Source organism: Bradyrhizobium sp. YR681, from assembly GCF_000282615.1.
In the GTDB taxonomy this organism is placed as follows: domain Bacteria; phylum Pseudomonadota; class Alphaproteobacteria; order Rhizobiales; family Xanthobacteraceae; genus Bradyrhizobium.
This window is the reverse complement of the sequence record NZ_AKIY01000234.1, coordinates 1-21,862: the sequence shown is the minus strand read 5'-3', so window position 1 is coordinate 21,862 and position 21,862 is coordinate 1. Positions and strand designations below refer to the sequence as shown.

17 protein-coding genes are annotated in these 21,862 nt (G+C 64.7%); 6 read left to right on the top strand and 11 right to left on the bottom strand.

Annotated elements, in window-relative coordinates:
• On the bottom strand, positions 1–468 hold a 468-nt coding region (locus PMI42_RS25055), incomplete at its 3' end, for a TetR/AcrR family transcriptional regulator (RefSeq protein ID WP_008139266.1).
• 99 nt (positions 469–567) lie between these two features.
• On the opposite strand from PMI42_RS25055, the gene PMI42_RS25050 reads away from it, so the two are divergent.
• Positions 568–933: a nuclear transport factor 2 family protein gene (locus tag PMI42_RS25050; protein ID WP_008139264.1), complete on the top strand. Its 366-nt coding sequence runs from the start codon at positions 568–570 to the stop codon at positions 931–933.
• A gap of 12 nt (positions 934–945) precedes the next feature.
• Here PMI42_RS25050 and PMI42_RS25045 read toward each other — a convergent pair whose 3' ends face one another.
• The 3 genes from PMI42_RS25045 to PMI42_RS25035 form a co-directional block, all read right to left on the bottom strand.
• A complete protein-coding gene (locus PMI42_RS25045; RefSeq protein WP_008139262.1) occupies positions 946–1,890 on the bottom strand; it encodes a hypothetical protein in 945 nt (314 codons plus the stop codon).
• 239 nt (positions 1,891–2,129) lie between these two features.
• Positions 2,130–2,774, bottom strand: coding sequence for a hypothetical protein (locus PMI42_RS25040; RefSeq protein WP_008139260.1), 645 nt, complete (start codon positions 2,772–2,774; stop codon positions 2,130–2,132).
• A 297-nt stretch (positions 2,775–3,071) separates the two neighbouring features.
• Positions 3,072–6,890 carry an autotransporter outer membrane beta-barrel domain-containing protein gene (locus PMI42_RS25035; RefSeq protein WP_008139259.1) on the bottom strand — a complete coding sequence of 1,273 codons (3,819 nt, stop codon included), beginning with the start codon at positions 6,888–6,890 and terminating at the stop codon, positions 3,072–3,074.
• Positions 6,891–7,397: 507 nt separating this feature from the next.
• On the opposite strand from PMI42_RS25035, the gene PMI42_RS25030 reads away from it, so the two are divergent.
• Positions 7,398–9,359, top strand: a complete 1,962-nt coding sequence (locus tag PMI42_RS25030) for a putative bifunctional diguanylate cyclase/phosphodiesterase (RefSeq protein WP_035966583.1) — start codon at positions 7,398–7,400, stop codon at positions 9,357–9,359.
• 145 nt (positions 9,360–9,504) lie between these two features.
• Here PMI42_RS25030 and PMI42_RS25025 read toward each other — a convergent pair whose 3' ends face one another.
• The 4 genes from PMI42_RS25025 to pgm form a co-directional block, all read right to left on the bottom strand.
• Complete coding sequence (locus PMI42_RS25025) at positions 9,505–10,485, bottom strand: PDR/VanB family oxidoreductase (protein ID WP_008139255.1); 981 nt, start codon at positions 10,483–10,485, stop codon at positions 9,505–9,507.
• A 9-nt stretch (positions 10,486–10,494) separates the two neighbouring features.
• Complete coding sequence (locus PMI42_RS25020) at positions 10,495–11,247, bottom strand: GntR family transcriptional regulator (RefSeq protein ID WP_008139252.1); 753 nt, start codon at positions 11,245–11,247, stop codon at positions 10,495–10,497.
• 6 nt (positions 11,248–11,253) lie between these two features.
• Positions 11,254–12,303 carry an aromatic ring-hydroxylating dioxygenase subunit alpha gene (locus PMI42_RS25015; protein ID WP_008139251.1) on the bottom strand — a complete coding sequence of 350 codons (1,050 nt, stop codon included), beginning with the start codon at positions 12,301–12,303 and terminating at the stop codon, positions 11,254–11,256.
• A gap of 291 nt (positions 12,304–12,594) precedes the next feature.
• Entirely contained in the window at positions 12,595–14,241 is a 1,647-nt protein-coding gene (pgm, locus tag PMI42_RS25010; RefSeq protein ID WP_008139248.1) for a phosphoglucomutase (alpha-D-glucose-1,6-bisphosphate-dependent), read from the bottom strand.
• A 233-nt stretch (positions 14,242–14,474) separates the two neighbouring features.
• On the opposite strand from pgm, the gene PMI42_RS25005 reads away from it, so the two are divergent.
• Together PMI42_RS25005 and PMI42_RS24995 are read left to right on the top strand one after the other, a co-directional pair.
• Positions 14,475–15,608 carry an alpha/beta hydrolase family protein gene (locus tag PMI42_RS25005; RefSeq protein WP_008139247.1) on the top strand — a complete coding sequence of 378 codons (1,134 nt, stop codon included), beginning with the start codon at positions 14,475–14,477 and terminating at the stop codon, positions 15,606–15,608.
• 843 nt (positions 15,609–16,451) lie between these two features.
• Positions 16,452–17,255 (top strand): transglycosylase SLT domain-containing protein, encoded by an 804-nt coding sequence (locus PMI42_RS24995; protein ID WP_008139246.1) that lies wholly within the window; start codon positions 16,452–16,454, stop codon positions 17,253–17,255.
• A gap of 22 nt (positions 17,256–17,277) precedes the next feature.
• Here the strand turns inward: PMI42_RS24995 and PMI42_RS24990 are convergent, their stop codons facing one another.
• Positions 17,278–18,093, bottom strand: coding sequence for a response regulator transcription factor (locus PMI42_RS24990; protein ID WP_035966578.1), 816 nt, complete (start codon positions 18,091–18,093; stop codon positions 17,278–17,280).
• Between the two features lie 274 nt (positions 18,094–18,367).
• Between PMI42_RS24990 and PMI42_RS24985 the strand changes: the two genes are divergently transcribed.
• Positions 18,368–19,525 carry an acyltransferase family protein gene (locus tag PMI42_RS24985; protein ID WP_008139243.1) on the top strand — a complete coding sequence of 386 codons (1,158 nt, stop codon included), beginning with the start codon at positions 18,368–18,370 and terminating at the stop codon, positions 19,523–19,525.
• 77 nt (positions 19,526–19,602) lie between these two features.
• Positions 19,603–20,451, top strand: coding sequence for an MBL fold metallo-hydrolase (locus PMI42_RS24980; protein ID WP_008139242.1), 849 nt, complete (start codon positions 19,603–19,605; stop codon positions 20,449–20,451).
• An 8-nt stretch (positions 20,452–20,459) separates the two neighbouring features.
• Here the strand turns inward: PMI42_RS24980 and PMI42_RS24975 are convergent, their stop codons facing one another.
• Both PMI42_RS24975 and PMI42_RS24970 read right to left on the bottom strand, forming a co-directional pair.
• Positions 20,460–21,344, bottom strand: a complete 885-nt coding sequence (locus PMI42_RS24975) for an aldose 1-epimerase family protein (RefSeq protein ID WP_008139240.1) — start codon at positions 21,342–21,344, stop codon at positions 20,460–20,462.
• A gap of 133 nt (positions 21,345–21,477) precedes the next feature.
• Positions 21,478–21,862 (bottom strand): UDP binding domain-containing protein (locus PMI42_RS24970; RefSeq protein WP_035966577.1); only part of this gene is annotated, 385 nt, incomplete at its 5' end.

Below are 21,862 nucleotides of genomic sequence, written 5' to 3'. Positions count from 1 at the left end.
CAGCCGCGCCAGCGGCTCGACCGGCTGCTTGGCGATCAGGCCGGCTTCCATGGCCGCGAAGAGCGCGCGCGGCATCTTGCCGCCAAAGTGTTTTGCGTCGATCTCGCGCCAGCGCTCCCAGCCGAGCACGGCCGGGCCGTCCCGCAAAATGATCTGGCCGGTCGGCCCCTTGGCGGTCGCGGCGAAATAATGCTGGGTGCCGGCGACCATCGCGGCGAGCACGTCCTTTTCGGTGCGCGCGGCGCGGTCGATCTCGGCGACGAGATCACGCGAAACAACATCGAACACCGCCTCGAACACGGCCTCCTTGGTCTTGAAGTGATGATAGACCGCGCCCTTGGCGACGCCGGCACCTGCCGCGATCTCGTCCATGGTGGTGGCTGCAAAGCCCTGCGTCCCGAACAGCCGGCGTGCCGCCGTCAGGATTGCCTCCGTGGTTGCTGCGCGCCGCTCCGCCTGTTTCGCCATGAGTCCTGTCTAATCGAATTCGGCGCAACCGGCCAGTTGACTTTTCGACCATCGGTCGGTATTTACCGACCATCAGTCGGTTTAGTCGAAAGGTGCGCCATGCCGGACCGTGACATTGTCGAAGCATTTGCGAAGCGACTGGAGAACGGGGATTTTGTCGGCGCGATCGAGCAATTCTATATGCCCGACGCTGCCACCTATGAGAACAACGCCGCGCCGACCGTCGGTCGCGACAAGCTCGCGGACAAGGAGCGCGGCGTGCTGGCTGCGTTCAAGCAAGTCACTGCCGTGCGCCTCGGCTCGAGCCTGATCGATGGCGACATCGTCGCCAGCCGCTGGAAATTCTCCTTCACCAACGCCGAGGGCGTGACGCGGACACTGGAGGAGGTCGCGTGGCAGACCTGGCGAGGCAATGAGATCATCGAGGAGCGCTTCTTCTACGATCCGAAACAGCTCGGACGTTGAGCAGGATTGCCCTTATCGATACAGCATGACCACGACGATGCCGACGAGCGGCGCTAGAAAGTGAACGGCCTGCCACCGAGAGCCATCGATCGACCAGCGTCCGTAGACGATGGTGCCGCCGTGCCGGGATGACGAGGCGGGTTGATCCCGGAATGCCCTCCAGCGCGCCTCGGCAGGCCCGAGAAAATCCTCGGGCTTGACCGTCATGTCGGCGCTGTTCAGCACCACCTGCATCATCTTGCCTTTCGGCTGGAACATGGCTTCGGAGCCAGGTGGCGCAAGGAAGCTGCGTTTCGGCGCAACGTGCTGCTCATAGAAATCCTGACCGACCGTGACGGCCGCGGAATACGGACTGACGAACGGCGACCCCGAGATGCCGGGCACCTCCAGGTGGCCCACCCCCCGCACCTCCGACCAGGGAATGAAGAGACCCCCAAGCCAGAGCCTGTGAAACCGGATGCCTGCGGACGACAAGGAGAGGACGGCCCGATCCGCATAGAAGTGCCGATAAGACGAAAAGACGATCCATCCCGATCCCAAATAGAGCACCATCCAGCCGAAAACATTCAGCGACGGGTTCACGAGATGGCTCCAATAGAAACTGTGCATGGTGCCGACGTAGCTGGAGCGGCCGCTCGACCCGCCGACCATCAGGCTGATCGCACCGATGACGCCGGAGACGATGATCAGGACAAGGGCGCCGATCAACAGTTCCAGCAGCAGAGGCAGCCCGGACCGGCCGATCAGGGTCGTCAGTGCATAGCCCGCGAACGCCAGCCCCAGGAGAGCCAGATAGACGGCAGCCAGAGCCGCGCCATGCTGGCCGCGGCTCTCGGCATGAAGCGCGATCGCAAGGCCTGCGACGCAAGCCCACATGGCCCAGGGAACCCTGTCCATCCGCCATTTGTCCATCGTGTATTCGACCGTTGCCGAAATATCGGCTGAAGGCTCGCTCATGGACAGGCCCTAGGGATTTCGAGTGCATCCAGTGCCGACGCGGCGCTCGGTGGCCGGTCGGCCCACGAATCGTATCACGCGATCCAAGGGGCGTTCGATTCGGCCGGGAGGCGACAAAAAGCCAATGGCGAGCCGAAGGCTGGCACGCGCACGCTGGAGGAGATCGGCTGGGAGACTGACAAGGCGACAAGCTGATCGAGGAGCGGTTCTTTACGACCCGCAGCAGCTCGGGTGGTGAACTAGCGTGGACACTCCGCGCCGCTGTCTATCCACGCCTGGACCAGTTCACCGGCCGCCGCCTGGCTCCCGGGCGCGGGCTTACGACCTTCGCCGGGATTCCAGGCCCAGCCGACCAGATCGTCCGTGGCGATATGCTCGTGCAGAGCGGCGAGGTCGCGGCCGCCATTGGCCTGGACATCCTTCAACTGGCGGCAGATCTCGCCCAGCGACTTGCCTTGCCACGCCATGGACATCGGCGCGAAGCCCCATCGGGGGTGACCGGGGATGCTGCGATAGGAGGCCGGCTCGTGAAGCGTGAAATTGCGGGAGCTATGGCAGCCGGAGCAATTTGCTTCGAAATGCCCGGTCTCGGCACGCCAGATGGGGGGCATGTGCTCGTGAAGATCGTCGCCCTGTGTCGGGTGGTCGCCCGCGGGGTGGCAGTTCATGCATCGCGGATGGGTGATGACCTTGCTGATTTCGTCGAAGATCGCGCGCGAGCGCTCGCTCGTGTTCGAGATCGACGAAAAGTCGGCGGGACTTTTCAGCGGTGGGCTCGCGGACGATGGGTCCGCGCCGACGGGTCGCCCAAAAGCTGCAATGGCCGCGACGGCAACGATGGCAAGACTTGCAGCGCGAGTGGCTGATATGGGCGCACCGGTCATGAGACCTTAATGGCCGCCCTCTCCTTTTGTTCCTGGCCTTCGCTGGAGCGTCTACGCGAAGGCAGAGTGGATTTAAGTTCAATCAAGCGGCCGCGGACCCGGTGCACCTCTCCCGCTTGCGGGAGAGGTCGGCGCAACGCGCCGGGTGAGGGTTCTCTCCTCTTGGGGGCTCTCGCGAGCGGAGACACCCTCTCCCCAACCCTCCCCCGCAAGCGGGGGAGGGAGCGCACCTCCCTCATAGCGGCATTCGAACTTGATCTCATCTCGCTCCAGCTCGCGATGATCAAGCCAACGGCCTCACCAGGCGTAGCGCACCACGCCCTTGCCGGCGTAGCTGCGGGTGACGTTGGAGAACTCGCCCTCGAACGTCGCGGCCGCCGCCCAGCCGTTGAGCCATTTCTTCTCGGCCGATGCGGTGACCAGCGCCGTCTCCGATGCCATCGCCGCGCCGTTCACGACGAAGCTGGCGCCGGGCAAGGTTTGGAACGTCGCGCCGATCGCACGGCTGGAGTTGAAGTCGTGGGCCCAGGCGACGCGGCCGCGCAGCGTGACGATGCCGTCATTATGGGCGAAGGACTTGTCGGTACGCAGGCCCAGCTCGCTGCGGGTATCGGTCGCGGTCTTGGCGCCATAGGCGAGCGCGAACTGGTTGCTGCCGCTGATCGCCTGTTCGGCATAGGCGGGCAGGTCGAATGCCATGACCTGCGCCGCCGCATATGGTGTCAGACCGATTCCTTGCGAGACGAAACGATAGCCGCCCTCGAGCCGGCCCGAATACGCATTGGCTTTGAACTCGGCACGCAGGCGGTCGACGCCGGCGACGGTCACGGTGCGGTCGGTGGTGATGTCCTGCCAGCCATAGGCGAGCGCGCCGGTGATGTAAGCGGGGCCGGCGTTGTGGCGGAAGAAGGCGCCGGCCTGGAACAGGTCGGAGCGGCCGCCACCGAGATTGTTGGCAACCGAAAAATTGGTGCCGCCGCCGGCGAGTGCAAAACCGAGCAGCGTGTCGCGCGACAGGCGATAATCCGCCCCGACGGCCGTACCGTAGAGGCTGCTGGTGGTGGTGTTGGAGCCGAGCACGGCGTTGCCGTCCGTCTGCTGCGAACCGCCGAAGCCGGCCGCCCAGACGCTCCAGCGCTGCTCGAAGGCCGGCGCGACCGGCGCCTTGGTGTAGGCGGCGAAGGCATCGCGTGCGTTGGCCGGGCGGCCCTTCCCCGCTGCTGCGTAAGCCAGGCTCTCGTCGGCATAGGCATTCGGCGCACCGCCGGCGCTGACGGGATCGCCGCGGCCGGCGACGAAGGGGTCCGTCATCACACCCATGAACTGGGTCATGGCATTGAACGTCGATTGCTGCGAAGCGCTGCCCGCTTCACCCGAGAGCTGCGTCAGCCCTGCCGGCGTCAGGCTGCCGAACGCCATCGGGATCCCGCCGGTGGTGTTGAAGAAATTGACGATGGTATTGCCGACGTTCTGCTGGTTGACGTTCAGGCTTCCCGATGGCGGCGCGAAGTTGAGGACCAGGTTCAGATAGGCGTGGGTGAGAGTTGCATCATAGCTTATGCTGGTGCTGAAGCCCGCGGGCAGACCAAGGGTCGAGACGGTGGGATCGAACGCGCCGGTGATGCTGCCGGCGAACAGGACCGTGTATGTCTTGGCGACGTAGCTGCCGGCCGCGAAGTTGGCGCCCAGGGTTGCGCCACCGAGATTCGCATTGCCGGTGACGATGCCAGAGGTGGACGTCGCCGGCGTCACTTCCACGAGATACGTCGAAGCGGCGGCCATGACGAGGCTTCCGGAAACCGTCATGGATCCGCCGACCGTGCCGCCGCCGGGCGTGAAGATGCCACCGTTGACGGTGAGATTGCCGACGGTGCCGGTGCCCAGGAGTAAGCCGCCGTTCAATGTCGTCATCGACGAGGCGGCGATCGAGCCATCGACCTTGAGCAGGCCACCGTTGACCGTGGTCGTTCCGGTGTAGCTGCTGATGCCCGACAACCCCTCTGCGGCGCCGCTGGCAATAACCAGATTGCCGCTGCCCTGGATCACACCGCCAAAGACCTGCGTGCCACCCGAGATCGTCAAATTCTTGGCACCGAGGTTCACGGTGCTGCCGCTGACACCCGAGAAATCGGTGATCGAAAGACCTGTGCTGACGCCGGAAATATCGAGCGTTCCCGCCGCATTGGTGAGGCTCACCGCGCCACCGATGCTGCCGCTGCCGGTCACGAACACCGTGCCACCGGAGATCGTCGCCGCGCCGCTGATCGTGGCGGCATTGTTGAAGATGCCGCCATTGTTGTTCAGCGTCGTGATCGAACCGAAGTTGTTGTTGAACGTTCCGGAGGTGTTGGTCACAGCGGCCATCTGGCCGCCGTTGGTCACCGTGCCGCCGTTGTTCGTCGTCGCACCCTGGACAAAGGCGGTGCCGGCATTGAGGAATGAGCCACCCGTCAGTCCGAGGGTGCTCGCAAACGTGCCGGCATTCTGCACGATGCCTGAAGATATGGTCGCGGCGCCAGTGACCCTGCCCTGATCATCGTTCTGGAAGGTGCCGCCATCGTTGGTCAGCGTCGTGATCGTGGCGTTGTTGTTGTTCTTGAACAATCCGGATGTGTTGGTCACGCCGGCCATGGTGGCGTTGTTGTTCACCGTGCCGCCGTTGTTCGTCGTCGTGCCCTGGACCTGGCCGCCGGTGTTGTTGGTGAACGTGCCGCCGGTCAGGCCGAGCGTGCTGGAGAACGTGCCGGCGTTCGTCACATCGCCACCGGAGATCGTCGCCGCGCCGGAGACCGTGGCGCCGCTCGCATTCGCAAAGGTGCCGCCGTTGTTGTTCAGCGTCGTGATCGAACCACCGTTGTTGTTGTTGAACGTTCCTGACGTGTTGGTCACGCCGGCCATCGTGGCGAAGCTGTTGATCACGGTGCCGCCGTTGTTGGTGGTCGCGCCCTGGATTTGGGCATAGGAACCGACGTTCGTGAGGGTGCCGGCCGAGACCGTCACGGCGCCGGAAATCGTTCCATTGTTGTCGAAGGTCCCACCATTGTTGTTCAGTGTCGTGATCGAACCGATGTAGTAGTTGGTGAATGTTCCGGACGTGTTGATCACGCCGGCCATGGAGTCGTAGTTGCTGGCGGTGCCGCCGTTGTTGGTGGTGGTGCCCTGGATCTGCCCGTGAACGCCGTTGATAAGGCTGCCGCCCGTCATGTCGAGCGTGCCGGCGATCGTACCGTAGTTCCCCAAGCTGCCCGCCGACATGGTCGCGGCGCCGGAGATTGTCGCGCCGGTCGCATTGATGGCGCTACCGCCGTTGTTGTTCAGCGTCGTGATCGTACCGCCGTTATAGTTATTGAACGTGCCGGAGGTGTTGGTCACGCCGGCCATGGTGGCGTAGTTGGTCACCGTGCCGCCATTGTTCGTGGTGGCGCCCTGGACCTGGCCGCCGACGTTGTTGGTGATCGAGCCGCCCGTCAGAGAGACCGTGCTGGTGATGGTTCCTGCGTTGGTCGTGCTTCCCGCCGACTGGCTGAGCGCACCCGTCACGGTGCCATTGTTGCCGAAGATGCCGGAGTTGGTGATGTCACCAACGACGTTGTTGTTGTTCGTGAAGGTCGCGCTGTTCGTGATGGTCGAGGTGAGCGAGCCGCTGTTCACGAGGGTTCCGGCGGTGATGCTGGTCGTGGTGAACGAATTGGTCCCGCTCAGCGTCAACGTGCTGGCGCCGGCCTGGGAGATCCCGGCGCCGGTCATGTTGTTGCTGATCGAGATGGCCTGGCCGGCATTGGCGTTGTTGATCAGGTTCGGCCCGGCGCCGTTGAAGTTCACGGCCTGCCCCGACACAGTGTAGCTCTGGGATGCTGCCGTGAAGGTCCACGAATCCGGCGTGATCGGGCCGGCGGTGACCGTGACCGTCGCAGTGCCCGTCGCACCGAACTGAGCGGACTGGCCGGCGTTGACCGGCGGCGCACCCGCCGGCGGATTGGACCAGTTCGTGCCGAGATTGTAGTCGGTGGTGGTCGTGGTGCTGCCGGTACCGCCCCAGGTGTAGCTTTGGGCCTGCGCCGATACCGAAAACAGGCAGCTCGCCAATGCCGAACTCGCCAGCAATAGACGCTTCATTCCCATTCCAACCACCGGCAATTCCAAAATTCCAAGATTTCGCGCTGAGATAGAGTAAATGGAACCTTAAGTTCGCACTATGTCTATTAGGCAACACTGCGCGGCAATCAGATACCGGCCGTTATATCTCGACGCACGAGGCTGCAAGGCAGCGGAATTCGTGCGCTGATTGAGAATGCGCGAGGGATGGCGATGACAGGCTGACGAAGCGCCCTGTTTAGCTCTGGCGGACGCGAGACCGGCCAGCCGGTCGCCCGGGATTCACCTGGAAGTTGCGGCGCAGGCTTTCACGGGCAGACGGCGGACATGATGCAATCATGTTTCCTCGCGTGACAGCCGTAACGCGAGGCGCCGCATTTGTATCGATTTGTTATCGATACCGCACGCGAACACGCAGAAGTGGTCACGGCGCGCGTGGTGAACGGGGATAATTCATAGTTCGTCAAAGGTTTGCGGCGAATTCTCCCGATCGAGCCGGACCACCGGCCCATGCTGCTAGGCTCTGGAATGCGGACTCAACTGACCAGCTATTTCGCGCGGCTGTTTGCCGGCGATATGTCGGCGTTCGGCAGTCCCGCAACCGACGACGCCATGGCCGGCCATATCCGTGCCGAACAGATGTCGCTGGTGCTCGGCTATTCGGTCGGCATCATGCTCGCCAATGCCTGCAACGCCATCGTGCTCGCGATTGCGCTGTGGCATTCGCCGGACTGGAAGCTCGCCCTGATCTGGGCCGTCGTCGTGGCTGTCGCCGCGATCGCGTTCGGCCTGCAATCCCACGCCTCGCGCCGGATCACAAAACCGCAATTCGTCTCGCGCCGCGCCATGCATCGGCTGGTGCGCAATGCCTTCGTGCTCGGGGCGGCCTGGGGCATCGTGCCGGTCGCCTTCTTCGCCGACGCCTCCGCCGGCGGCCAGCTCGTCATCACCTGTCTTTGCTCGGGAATGCTCGCCGGCGGCGCGCTGGCCTTCGCCACGATCCCGATCGCGGCCATTGCCTTCACCGCCCCGATCTTCGTCGGCATCGCCATCTGCCTCAGCCGCGACGGCGATCCGGCCTATGTGCTGGTGGCGATCCTGGTGGTGGTATACGGGTCTGTGCTGCTCCGCGCGGTGTTCGTCAATTCGCTGTCGTTTGCACGGCGCGTGATGCGGCAGGTCGAGGCTGAACGCACGGTGCGGCAGGACCCGCTGACGCTGCTGCCCAACCGCTTCGCCTTCAACGAGACGCTCGATGCCGCGCTGAAGCGCCTTGCCCTGTCAGGCGAGGAGTTCGCGGTGCTGCTGCTCGACCTCGATCGCTTCAAGGAGATCAACGACAAGTTCGGCCATCCCGCCGGCGACGAATTCCTGGTCCAGGTCGCAAGCCGGCTGCAACGCTGCACCCGCGCGGCCGAGCACGTCGCGCGCATCGGCGGCGACGAGTTCGCGCTGGTGATGGCCAATCTGGCACGCCCCGAGGATGCGCTCGAGATCGCCGAGCGGTTCGTCGCGGCCTTTGCCGAACCGTTCCCGATCGAGGGCCGCGAGATCCTTGGCGCGACCAGCGTCGGCATCGTGCTGGCGCCGCGCGACGGCAACACGCCACTCGACGTCATGAAGAACGCCGATACCGCGCTCTACCGCGCCAAGAAGGCCGGCCCCGGCACGGTCTGCTTCTTCGAGGAAGCCGACGACAAGGCCTCGCGCGACCGCAAGGCTCTGCAATCGGATTTGGCGGGCGCCATCGCCAGGAACGAACTGTTCCTGGTGTTTCAGCCATTCCTCGACCTCGGCGAAAACCGCATCACCGGCTTCGAGGCGCTGCTGCGCTGGCAGCATCCTTCGCGCGGACTGGTGCCGCCGAGCGAGTTCATCCCTGTCGCCGAGGAGACCGGGCTGATCCACGAGATCGGCGAATGGGTGATCCGGCGCGCCTGCGCGACGCTGGCGGACTGGCCCGAGGAGATCAGGGTCGCCGTGAATTTCTCCGCCGCACAGTTTCACAACACCGGCATCCTTCAGAGCATCGTCCAGGCGCTGGCGGACGCGAAGGTATCTCCCAGCCGACTCGAGATCGAGATCACGGAATCGATGCTGCTGTCGAAATACGGCTCGGCCGCCTCGATCCTGAACGCGCTGCTGCAACTCGGCGTCACCGTCGCGCTCGACGATTTCGGCACCGGGTTCTCATCGCTGACTTACCTGCGCAAGCTGCCGTTCAGCCGCATCAAGATCGACCAGTCCTTCATTCGCGACATGCTGGTGCAGCCGGACTGCGCCGCGATCGTGAAATCGGTGATCTCGCTGGCGCGAGACCTCAACATCGACGTCGTCGCGGAGGGCGTCGAGACCGCCGACCAGCTCGAATATCTGCGCCAGATCAGTTGCGACGAAGTCCAGGGCTATCTGATCAGCCGGCCGGTGTCGGCAGATGCGGTCTTGAAGCTGCTGGACACGAAGAAGCTGCGGGCGATCTTTGCGGCGTGATTCATTCTGCGGCCATCCTTCGAGACGCCCGCCTTTGGCCGGCTCCTCAGGATGAGGTCTTTTCCACGGCGAAACCTCTTAGACCCTCATGGTGAGGAGCGCCGCTTGCGGCGCGTCTCGAACCATGCAGGCCGATAACCCAGCCTCAGATCGCATCCGCGCGGAGCAGCGTATCCACCGTGATCGTGCCTCTCGCGCGCGATACGCAGGCGCAGATCTTCTGGTTGCTTTGCTTCTGGTGGTCGCTGAAGAAGACGTCGCGATGGTCGATCTCGCCGTCGACATCGACCACGTCGATGGCGCAGAGGCCGCACTCGCCGCGCTTGCAATCGTACATCACGTCGTGACCGCTGGCGTTGAGCACATCCAGCATCGAGCGCTCGCGGGGAATTTCGAGCTCGACGTTCGAGCCCTTCAGGCGCACGCGAAAACTTTCGGTCGGCAGCGTGCCGCTGGAGCCGAAGGTCTCGTAGCGGAGATCGGGCAGCGGATGGCCGGCACCGATCCAGGCGTGGCGCGCGGCGTCCAGCATCCGCATCGGACCGCAGAACAGCGCCAGCGCTCCCGCCGGCAGTGACGCGAACCGCGCATCGAGATCGAGCCGCTTGCCTTCGTCGCTGGCGTGAACCACCAGGCGATCGCCGAGCATCCCTGAGAGATCGTCGAGATAGGCGGCCTCGCCGCGCGAGCGCACCGCATAGTGCAGCGTGACATCAGCCCCGCGCCGCGCCAGCGCCTGCGCCGCACCGAGGATCGGCGTGATACCGATGCCGCCGGCGATCAGGCAATAGTTTTGACGCGCCCAGTCGACCGCGAGCAGCGACGACGGCTGGGTGATGTCGAGCCGTGCGCCCGGTGACAGCTGCCACATGTAGCGCGAGCCGCCACGGGAATCCTCGGCGCGGCGCACCGCGATCTTGAGGCCGCGCGAGGTGGCCTCGCCGACCAGCGAGTAGGACCGCGTCTCGGGCAGGCCGTCGATGGTGACGCTGACATTGATGTGGCTGCCGACCGGATAGGCCGCGCCGTCGAACCGGTCCGGCAGGATCAGGAATTCGCGGATGCCGGGCGCAAGATCGCGCGTCGAGACGAGCGTGGCCGGAATCCAGGTTTCGATGAAGCGCATGGCACTCCCCTAGTCGGTTGCGGTCTTGATCAGCGCGAGCGCCGGCAACAGGTCGAGATGGGTCCGGTTGCGCAGCGCCAGCCGCAGATTGCGCACCGCGAGCCGGGCGTGCTCGCGCATCACGGCCTCGGCACGCGCGCCTTCGCGGTTCTCGATGGCGTCGATGACGACGCGGTGGTGTTCCTGCCCGATGATCAGGATCTGCTGCGCTTCGGGCAATGCCGACTGCGCCATCACGAACCCGCTTGGGGATGCGAACGGCAGTGCCGAAGCGCGGTCGATCTGCCGGATCAGCGGCGGGCTGCGCGATAGTTCCGTGAGCAACGCGTGGAAGCGCGCGTTCAGCGTGACATAGGACGAGAAGGCATCGACCGAGATCGGCACCTGGCGCAGCAATTCATCGATTGCGGCGAGACACTCCTTCAGCGGCTCGAGCTCACGCGCGGAGACGCCGCGCTCGGCGGCGAACCGCGCGGCGAGGCCTTCCAGCGTGCCGCGCAGCTCGATGGAATCGGAGATATCACGCTCCGAAAACGCCTTCACCATGAAGCCGCCGGAGGGGATCGCCTCCAGCAGGCCCTCCTCCTCCAGTCGCACCAGCGCCATGCGCACCGGCGTGCGCGAGGCGCCGGTAGTCTCCACGGCCTGAAGCTCGGAGATGCGTTCGCCTGGTCGCAAGGAGCCGGACAAGATCTGGTCGCGCAGCGCGAGCTGCGCCTTCACCGTCTGCGAGACGGAGCGGTCGACCTCGCGCTCGGCCATGTCGGCTTACTCCGCGGCCTGAAGGTGCTGCGGCGGGTTTTCCTTGGCCACCATCCTGTCGATCAGCTTGCGCGTCCACATCGCGCCGGCGTCGATGTTGAGGTTGTAGAAGATGCGATCGGGATTCTCGTCCATCGCGCGCTGCTGCGCCTCGAGGATCAGCTCGTCCTCGTGGAAGATGCCGGAGACGCCCTCGCGGATCTCGGTGGTGATGCGCTGCTCGCCGATCTGGTAGTTGCGCACGAAGGCCCAGAAATAGTGGCAGGTCTTCTCGGTCTCGGGCGTGATGGTGTTAAGCACGAAGCCGTTGACGCCCTGCGAGCGGTCGCCCTCCGGCGCCCCGGTCCCGGTCGGCGCGACGCCGACGTCGATCGCAATGGTGCAGGGCGCCTCGAAGCGGATGATCTGCCAGCGGTCGACCAGGCCGGGCTTGCCGAGCTGCTTGGCCCAGAACGGCGGCGCCTCGATGCCGCGCATCCAGCGCGTCACGGTCACCGTCTTCTCGCCATGGGTGACGTCGAACGGCGCTTCCGCCACGGCGTCGTTTCCAATCGAGGATCCGTGCACAAAAGTCTCGTGGGTGAGGTCCATGAGGTTGTCGAGCACGAGGCGGTAGTCGCAATTGACGCGGATGGTCTTGCCGTCGCCGGCCCAGGCCGGATCGTGGTTCCAGTGCATGTCGGGCACCAGCGCGGGATCGGCCAGCGCGGGATCGCCCATCCAGAGCCAGATGTAGCGGTGACGCTCGACCACGGGATAGGCGCGCACGCAGGCCGACGGGTTGATGGTCTCCTGCGAGGGCATGAAGGTGCAGCGCCCCTGCGCATTGTATTTCAGGCCGTGATAGCCGCAGACGACGGTGTCGCCTTCGAGCCGGCCCTTGGACAGCGGCACCAGGCGGTGCCAGCAGGCATCCTCCAGCGCGGCCACGGAGCCATCGGCCTTGCGGTACATCACGACATGCTTGCCGCAGATCGTCCGCGGCAGCAGCGCCGGCTTCACCTCCGCGTCCCAGGCGGCGGCGTACCAGGCGTTCATGGGGAAGGGTTTTGTCACCGGCGATCTCCCAAGGCTTATGTATGCGTTATGTATACAATAACGGAAGGATGGAATCGTTCAAGGTCAAATATGTCGTATTATAATACCTAAAACCGGATACATGTATACATAATTAGCCTCGCTGTCCTTCCCCGCGAAAGCGGGGAATCCAGTACGCCGTGGCGGTCATTGGTTCATTCAATTGGCGTCACGGCGTACTGGATCACCCGCTTTCGCGGGTGATGACACCTGTTGATACTGCGAGTACCTCCCCCGGAGGGCAGCGAGAGCGGCGCTTTGACTCGGCAGCTACGCCCCGAACACCTTCTTCAGCCCCGCCTGGGCCTCGTCCTGAATCCGCTTCAGGTGCTCGGTGCTGCGGAAACTCTCCGCGTAGATCTTGTAGACGTCCTCCGTGCCGGACGGCCTTGCCGCGAACCAGCCGAAATCGGTCTCGACCTTGATGCCGCCGAACGGCTGGCCGTTGCCCGGCGCCTTGCTCAACGTCGCGCGAACCGGATCGCCGGCGAGATCCTTCAGGCCAAGCTGCTCGGGCGTGACTGATTTCAAAATGTTCTTCTGCGGCGTGGTGGCGGCGACGTCGATGCGGGCGTAGTGGGGCACCCCTAACTCGGCGGTGAGATCGCCGAACAGCTGGCTGGGATCGCGGCCCGTCTTGGCCATGATCTCGGCAGCGAGCAGGCCGAGGATGATGCCGTCCTTGTCGGTGGTCCACACCGTGCCGTCACGGCGCAGGAACGAGGCCCCTGCGCTCTCCTCGCCGCCGAAGCCGAAGCTGCCGCCGACGAGGCCGTCGACGAACCATTTGAAGCCGACCGGCGTCTCCACCAGCTTGCGGCCGAGTTTTTTGGCGACACGATCAATGATCGAGCTCGACACCACGGTCTTGCCGATCGCGGCGTCCTTGCCCCAGTTCGGGCGGTGCGCGAACAGGTAGGAGATCGCGGTCGCCAGATAATGGTTCGGGTTCATCAGGCCGCCGGTGCGCGTGACGATGCCGTGGCGGTCGGCGTCGGTGTCGTTGGCAAACGCGACGTCGAAACGATCGCGCATCGCGATCAGGCTCGCCATCGCGTAAGGCGAGGAGCAGTCCATGCGGATCTTGCCGTCCCAGTCGACCGTCATGAAGCGGAAGGTCGGGTCGATCGCCTCGTTCACCACCGTGGCCTTCAGGCCGTAGCGCGCGATGATCGGATGCCAGTAATGCACGGCGGCACCGCCGAGCGGATCGATGCCGATATTGATGCCGGCGGATTTGACGAGATCGAGATCGACGACGTTGCCGAGATCGGCGACGTAAGGCGTGATGAAGTCGTATTCGTGCACGTTCGCCGACTTTTTCGCTTTGGCGTAGTCCATGCGCGCGACGCCCTTGAGGCCATCGGCGAGATAGGCATTGGCGCGCTTCTCGACCACGCCGGTGACGTCGGTGTCGGCCGGGCCGCCATGCGGCGGATTGTACTTGTAGCCGCCGTCTTCGGGGGGATTGTGCGAGGGCGTGACGACGACACCGTCGGCGAGGCCGCTACTGCGGCCCTTGTTGTAGGTGAGGATCGCGTGCGAGATAACAGGCGTCGGCGTGTAGCCGCCGTCCTTGTCGATCATGACATCGACGCCGTTGGCCGCGAACACCTCGACGGCGCTGACCAGCGCCGGCTCGGCCAGCGCATGGGTGTCGATGCCGATGAAAAGCGGGCCGGTCAGGCCCTTTTCCTTTCGGTAATCGCAGATGGCCTGCGTGGTCGCGAGGATGTGGCCCTCGTTGAACGTGTTCTTGAACGAGGTGCCGCGATGGCCGGAGGTGCCGAACGCCACCCGCTGCGCCGGATCGGCGACATCAGGCTTGCCGGCGAAATAGGCCGTCACCAGCCGCGGAACGTTGGTGAGCGCGTCCGGCGAAACCTGCTTGCCCGCCGCGGGATGAACATCAGCCACTGAAATATCCTCGTCCTGTCGTAGAGATTGCAGAGCAGCATAGCATCGGCCGGGGCGCCGCCAAGTGCACAACACGGGTGATGGGGATGGCGTTCCCTGGGGTGGTGGCGACGGTGCCGTGGCCCGCATGAGCGAAGCGATATGCGGGACCAGCCGCCCCGGATGTCGCTTCGCTCATCCGGGCTACGGGACCGTGCTATGCTCACCATCACCGAGGCTTTTCGAATCGTCCCATGATCCCTTCGCGACAACTGCTGCTGCTGATCGCCGGCCTCGTCATGGCCAGTGCGCCGGCGCGCGCCGCGGAGTTCTACACCGAGGATCTCCGCATCCCCATGGTCGAGGCCGGACCGCAGGGGCTGGAGGCGTTCTTGGTGCGGCCGGCGGGGACGAAGCGCTATCCGCTGGCGCTGCTCAGCCACGGCTCGCCGCGCAGTTTCGACGACCGGGCGACCATGTCGGCGCACAAATATTACGGCATCGCGCTGGAATATGCCCGCCGCGGCTTTGCCGCGCTGATCGTGATGCGGCGCGGCTACGGCACCTCGCCCGGCGGACGCGTCGACAGTGTCGGCGGCTGCGCCAACGCGGCTTATTTGCCGGCCGCCGCGGTCGCGGTCGCGGATTTGCGCGCGGCGATCGACGCGATGGGGCGGCGCAGCGACGTCACGATTTCGGGCATGATCGCCGCCGGCCATTCCGCCGGCGGGCTCGCCACCGTCGCGCTGACGGCACAGGCACCGAACGGTCTGGTCGCCGCGATCAGCTTTGCCGGCGGCCGCGGCTCGCGGGATGACGACGATGTCTGCAATCCGGATGGGCTGGTGCAGGCCTTCGCCGCCTTCGGCAAGACCTCGCGCGTGCCGATGCTGTGGGTCTATGCGACCAACGACCTGTTCTTCGGTCCCGACCTCGCCCGCCGTCTCCATGAGGGATTTCGCGGCAATGGCGGTAACGCAAAGTTCATAGCGGCGCCGCCTTACGGCGACGATGGCCACTATCTCTACTCCGTGGTCGGACGTCCGCAATGGACGCCCTACCTGGATGCCTTCCTGCGCGAGCGGGGACTTGGCCGTGACGTCCTGAGCCCGCCCGATCCGCTGCCGCCGCCGAGCCAGCTCAACGAGGCCGCGCGCGCCGAATTCTCCCGCTATCTCGCCAGCACCATGCCGCACAAGGCCTTTGCGGTGTCGCCGAACGGCGGCTACGGCTGGCGTTCAGGGCGGACCACCGCCGACGATGCCCAGCGTGATTCGCTCGGCGCCTGCCTGAAATGGTCGCCCACCTGCACGCTCTATGCGGTCGATGACCGGCTCGCCGGGACGACGCGGCAGACATCTACAGACCAAAGCTTGCGCGCGCGATAGGCACTGTCAATGTCGACCGAGGCGCTTCCGAGGCTTACGGCCCAATTCCTTCAATCGCAAGGCGACCGCGCGTTCACTTCGTCCCAGTAGAATCGAAATGCGCTTCGGTGGCTCGTTCTTCTCATTCAGCGCAAGGAGGCGCTCATCGTCCTCCTCGCTCCATAAACGAGATTTGTTTCCTTGCATCGGCATCCTCCAGACCAGGCGATACGATGCTCCGGGCGACGTAAGATTCGCGGCTATCTGAGCTAGCGCCCGGATCCGATCGGTTGTTCCGGCGATCCGGGTCCCGAGCCGGACGAACCGACGGGAAGCCCGTTGGTGGTGTGACCTGCTCCTGAATTTTGCTGGGCCTGGCCGGTCGTCGTTCCGGCGGGGCTCGGTGCTGCCTGATTGTTCGTCGTACTCGTTGCACTGCGACCAGAGGCACCGCCGCTGGGATTAAAATAATTCTGCGCTTGATTGGGAGTTGCAGAGGAAGGCGTTCCGCCCGTACCGGTGGCTGCGTGGCCGGTCCCGTTCATTCCTGCCGAACCCGTGGCAGTTCCTGCCGAACCAGCGCTCCCTGAGCCAGCGCCTGCGGTAGCGCCGCTCCCCGCCGCACCGGCTCCGCCAGCCCCTCCCGCGCCTTGAGCGTAAGAGCTGGTAGCCGTCGCCAAAGAGACGAGTAGTACGAGTGCAAATTTGGACGCGTTCATGCCGGTTCTCCCTGCTGTTCTTAGAGATAACCAAGCAGCTTGTTGGGCGTTCCGAGATTCGCGCCCAGCGACCCGTTCCGTGCTGCAAAGAAATGAAGCACAGCCCGCCTCAGTTTATTAATATTACAGGTGTACTGCCTGCCTTATGCCAAGAGACAAGGCACATTTACATCTCTTCGCGACGTGGGGCCGCGTCGGGGCCGTCCTGCTTTCACTTGCCGCAACGAGTGGCCACGCCAGCGACGACATATCGCAGGACGTCAGCACGACTTCGGCAATCGGCGGCAAGGCCGGAGAGTTCGGCGCCGGGGAAACGCCGACGTCACGTGCGGCCGTTCGGGCAATCATCGAGAAGGAAACGAAAGGCACGAACCTTCCTGCGGACATCGCTGAAGCCGTCGTCTTCGTCGAAAGCGGCTATAACCCCGCGGTGATCGGCAGCGTCGGCGAAGTCGGCCTCATGCAGGTGCGGCTTGAGACCGCTAGAATGCTGGGTTTTAGGGGAAGCGACGCGGAACTTGCTGTACCAGAGACCAACATCCATTATGGCGTGCTTTACCTCAGCCGTGCGTGGACTTTGGCGGGGAGCGATCTCTGCCGCGCGTTGATGAAGTATCGGGCCGGTCATGGCGAGGAAACCATGACTCCGCGCTCCCACGTCTACTGCAATCGTGCCCGGAACCGCCTGCTCGCCATGGGATTGTCGCCGACGCCCGCCCAGGCAGCGGCGCCGTCAACACCAGAAGCGGCGCCAGCGCCCGTGGCTCCAACCGCCTCGGCAAAATCGGCGCGTCTCGCCAAAACGCCGGCTCAACCCAAAGCCGTCTATGCCCGCTATCACCAGGGAACGGCGGCTGCCAGCCGCGCTTACTGGGCCGCTCATGAAGCCAAAATCGGCCTGATCAAAGCTCGTATCGAAGCAAAATGGAAGCGGGTCGCATCGCGCTGACGACGATGCGGCCAATACGCTTCTAGAGCCGCTCGCTGAGCGCGAGCTTGTAGCCGACGCCGGTGACGGTCGTGATCACGGGCGTGCCGCTGCCGACGAGCTTGCGGCGCAGCCGCGCCACCAGCGCATCGACGGTGCGGATGTCGACCTCGGCCTGGCGGTTGCTGACGACCTCGATCAGATAGTCCCGGCTGAGCGGCCTGCCGTCGGCGCCGACCAGTGCCGCCAGCAGGTCGAACTCGGCGCGTGTCAGCGACACCGGCTTGCCGTCGCTGCCGAGCAGCTCGCGCCGCGTCAGGTCGATGATCCAGTCGCCGAACGCGATCGAATTGTGGTTGCGCGCCGCCTTGCGGTCGATCGAGCGCCGCCGCAACACGCTGCGTGCACGCGCGAGCAGGTCGCGCAGGTTGATCGGCTTGGTGACGTAATGGTCGCCGGCGATCTCGAGGCCGAGGATACGATCGACGTCGGTGTCGCGGCGGGTCACGAAGATGATGCCGGCGTTGCTGGTCGCCTGGATTTCCTTGGCAAGCTCGAAACCGTCGCCGTCGGGCAATTGCACGTCGAGGAAGACGAGATCGGCGCGCCCGCGCAGCGCCTGGCGGCATTCGGCGCAGGAGCCGGCGCCGACCACGTCGAAATTATTCTCGCTGAAATAGCCCACCAGCATCGTCCGTGTCACCGGATCGTCCTCGACGACGATCAGCCGCTCGCGGCCCGCGGGACGCGCTTCCTGACGTGCGGAATCAGCCACGATGTTGGATGTCCTGTGTGCCTGCGGGCCGACCTGGAAATTCAAGTCGTCGCGCAAGGCGCCGTCCTGTGAACGAACATTCACGACTGGTTCGAGCCCCCGAAATTGCCTGCTGAATACTAGGCGTGTTGTGCTGCCCAAACAATATTGGTCACGGTCTTGAAGTATTAAGTATGAATTGCCCCACACTTCTCATCGCGCGCATCGGTGTCCGGGAATTGGCCCCGAGCACGTCGGGTTCCGCTTGTCGCAATGCGGATTCAACCGCTGGTTAACGTAAAGAAGGTGTTCGGCTTCGGGAAAGCCGGCCGCACCTCTATGGTCCCCGCTTGCGATTGGAAACCACGGAGCAGGCGTGATGCAGGGGCAGGCCCGGTTGGCTGCCGGTCGAAACGAGGAAGGCGCAGCGCGCCTCAGCCGTTCGCACAGCCTCGACTTCCTGCGCGGCCTCGCCATCGTCGGCGTGATGGCGATCCACGTTTCACAATCTTTTCCATCGAACATCCGCGCCGTCGACTTCGCCTTCATGTGCGGCTGGACCGGCGTCAACATATTCTACTTCGTCAGCGCCATGACGATGTGCCTGATGTGGACACAACGCGTCGAAGCCAATCCGACGCGCAAATTCTACATCCGCCGCTTCCTGCGCATCGCGCCGCTGTTCTGGCTCGCGATCCCGCTCTACCTCGCCGTCAACGGCATGGGGCCGAGCGCCAACGCGCCCAACGGCATCGGGCCGCTCCAGGTGATCCTGACCGCGACATTCCTGCACGGCTTCTGGCCCGACAGCGTCAACAGCGTGGTGCCGGGCGACTGGTCGATTGCCGCGGAGATGATCTTCTATCTGGTCTTCCCGCTGCTGATCACGGCCTTCGGATCGCGCCGCCATCTCTATCTCGCGCTGGCGATCGCGCTGCACCTCGTCAATGTCTGCCTGTTCAAGCCGTGGGCGTTCGCGCTGTTCTCGGCCTATTACGGACCAGGCCACGAGGCCTTCGTCTGGACGGCGCTGCACCTCAGCTTCCTGAACCAGCTGCCTGTTTTCCTGGTCGGCTGCGCGTTGTTCTTCTCGCTTCGCGACGGCTTTGCAAAGTCGGACGCCGCGATCGTCGCCGTCTTCATCGCGCTATCCTTCGTCGCCGATCGCGCGACCATCTCGCACGAATTCAACTACCTGATGATCAACCTCGTGCTCGGCGCGCTGGTTGCCGGCTGCATCAAGCTTGCGATCCGGCTCCGGCCGGTCGAGGCGCTCGGCCGCAATTCCTATTCGATGTATCTGTCGCATTTCGCGGTGATCTACGGCCTGCGCCAGATCTGGCCGCTCGCGGACGGGCTGGTCTCGCTGCTGATCGCCTATTCCGTCACCGCCGCGCTCAGCTATCTGGTCGCGCGCGCGAGCTGGTACCTGGTCGAGCGGCACGCGCAGGCTCTTGCGCATCGCCTGACCTCCGCCGCACCAGACCGCTCGCCCCTCCGGCCGAACATCGCCGCCGCTGCGACGGGCATGCACTGACCACGAGCCCGACGCGGCTTGCCTCGCCGCCAGCTTCGAATCTACTCTTCGACCGGCTTCACACCGGAGTAGGCACCATGGACGTCATCCTGCTCGGCACCGGCGGCCCACGCCCGGACCCGCGCCGCATGGCGACGACCACGCTGATCAGGCTCGGCGAGGAGAACATCCTGTTCGATGCCGGCCGCGGCGTCATGGTGCAGCTCCACAAGGCCGGCGTGCCGCTCGGCGCCATCGACACGGTCTTTCTCACGCATCACCATTTCGACCATATCGGCGACCTCTACGACGTGATGCTGAATTCGTGGATGCACGGGCGCAAGGACGAGCTGCGCATCTACGGTCCGCCCGATACCGAGCGGCTCGTCAACACGCTGGTCACGCAGGTCTACGACAAGGACATCGCCTGGCGCGATCAGGGCGAGCCGACCTTCGGCGGCTGGAAACCGGTCGTCGCAACCGACATCGTTCCCGGCCCCGTGCTCGACACCGGACGCTGGAAGATCAGCGCCGAACTCGTCTCGCATGGCGACGGCCTCGACATGTCGCCGGCATTTCTCGCACGCTGGATGTGTCTCGGCTTCCGCTTCGAAGCGGAAGGCAAGGTCATCGCGATTTCAGGCGACACAGTCCCCTGCCCCGGTCTCGAGCGGCTGGCACAAGGAGCCGACCTGCTGGTCCAGTGCTGTTTTCTCGCGACACCGGAAATCAACAACGAGCACCTCCGCCGGCTTGCGAAATTCACGATCGCCTGCGGCGACACGGTCGGCAAGGTCGCGGCCAGGGCCGGCGTCAAGAAGCTCGCGCTGACCCACCACCGGCCGCGCACCGAGGATTCCATGCTGAACGCACTGCTCGCGGATGTGCGACGAGACTATTCGGGCCCCGTCGTGCTCGGCGAGGATCTCACGCGGATCGAGGTCTGAGGGCCGTCTCAGGACGATCCCACCTCGATCCGGTACGACAGCTGTTCTTCCGCGCCGGCCGCGATGTGCATCAGGCCCGGCTTGTCGCTGAACTCGCCGTCGAAGTCCTTGGGACTGGCATAGCCGCGCCAGGGCTCGATGCAGAGGAACGGCGCGCCCGTCGGTTTCGACCAGACGCCGAGTTCGCGAAAGCCGCGCCATGACATCTTGAGCCAGGGCCCGGCGCCTTGCCCCGCCGCATAGCGAACCGCATGGCTGTTGACGGGATCGAGGATGACGGCGTCGCTGGTGAACAGGGATTCCGACAGGGGAAGCACGGTGCCTCGAACCGGGCTCGGATCCGTCGCCGCAAGCAGAAGGCCGCCCTCGACACGCCGAACCGGAGATGGCTCCTCGTTGGTGAAGGTCAGCGCGTAGCTCTCCTTCGACACGCCAGCCTGAAGCGGCCAGTTGAAAGCGGGATGGCCACCGAGCGACACCGGCAATGTCTCGTCGCCGGTATTGACGACCGTGAGCGAGAGATCGAGACCGGCGTCGTCAAGCGTGTAGGTGGCCGTCAGGCGGAACGCGAACGGATAGAGTGCACGCGTCGTCTCGCTGTCCTCGAGCACCAGCGTGCACCGGCTCGCGCCGCGCTCCAGCCACGCGAAGCGGCTGTCGCGCGCAAAGCCGTGCTGGGTCATCCGGTAGGTCTTGCCTTTGTGCCGCATTTCGTCATTGGCAAGACGCCCGACGATCGGAAACAGCAATGGCGCATGGCGCTGCCACTCCGGTCCGGCCTGCCAGACGAATTCGGTGCCGCTACCGTCCTTCAGCGAGCACAGCTCGGCGCCGTGCGCCTTGATGGTTGCGGCAAGTCCACCGCTGCGGATCGTTTGCGTGTCGTCGGTCATGACAATCTCCGTGGCGGCAGCGAGGCTGACGGGCCAAAACACGGCGGCCTGATGCGACCGGATCATATCGCAGCAGAGACGATTTCGCCCGCCCCAGGATGAGGCGGGCGACGTTTTGCTTCAAACGACCTGCTTAAGCCTGCGACGAGCGCCCGATGCTCTCATAGACGAAGCCGGCGGCCGCCATCTCTTCGGGGCGGTAGATGTTGCGGAGGTCGACGACGACCGGCTGGGCCATGGTCGCCTTCAACCGGTCGAGATCGAGCGCGCGGAACTGCACCCATTCGGTGACGATGACGATGGCATCGGCTCCTTGCGCGCAGGAATAGGCATCCTCACAATAGGTGATGCTGGGCAACTCGCCCCTGGCCTGCTCCATGCCGACGGGATCGAAGGCTTTCACCTTCGCGCCCATGTCGATCAGGCCTGTCACGAGCGGGATCGACGGCGCGTCGCGCATGTCGTCGGTGTCGGGCTTGAAGGTGAGACCGAGCACGGCGATGGTCTTGCCGCGCAAG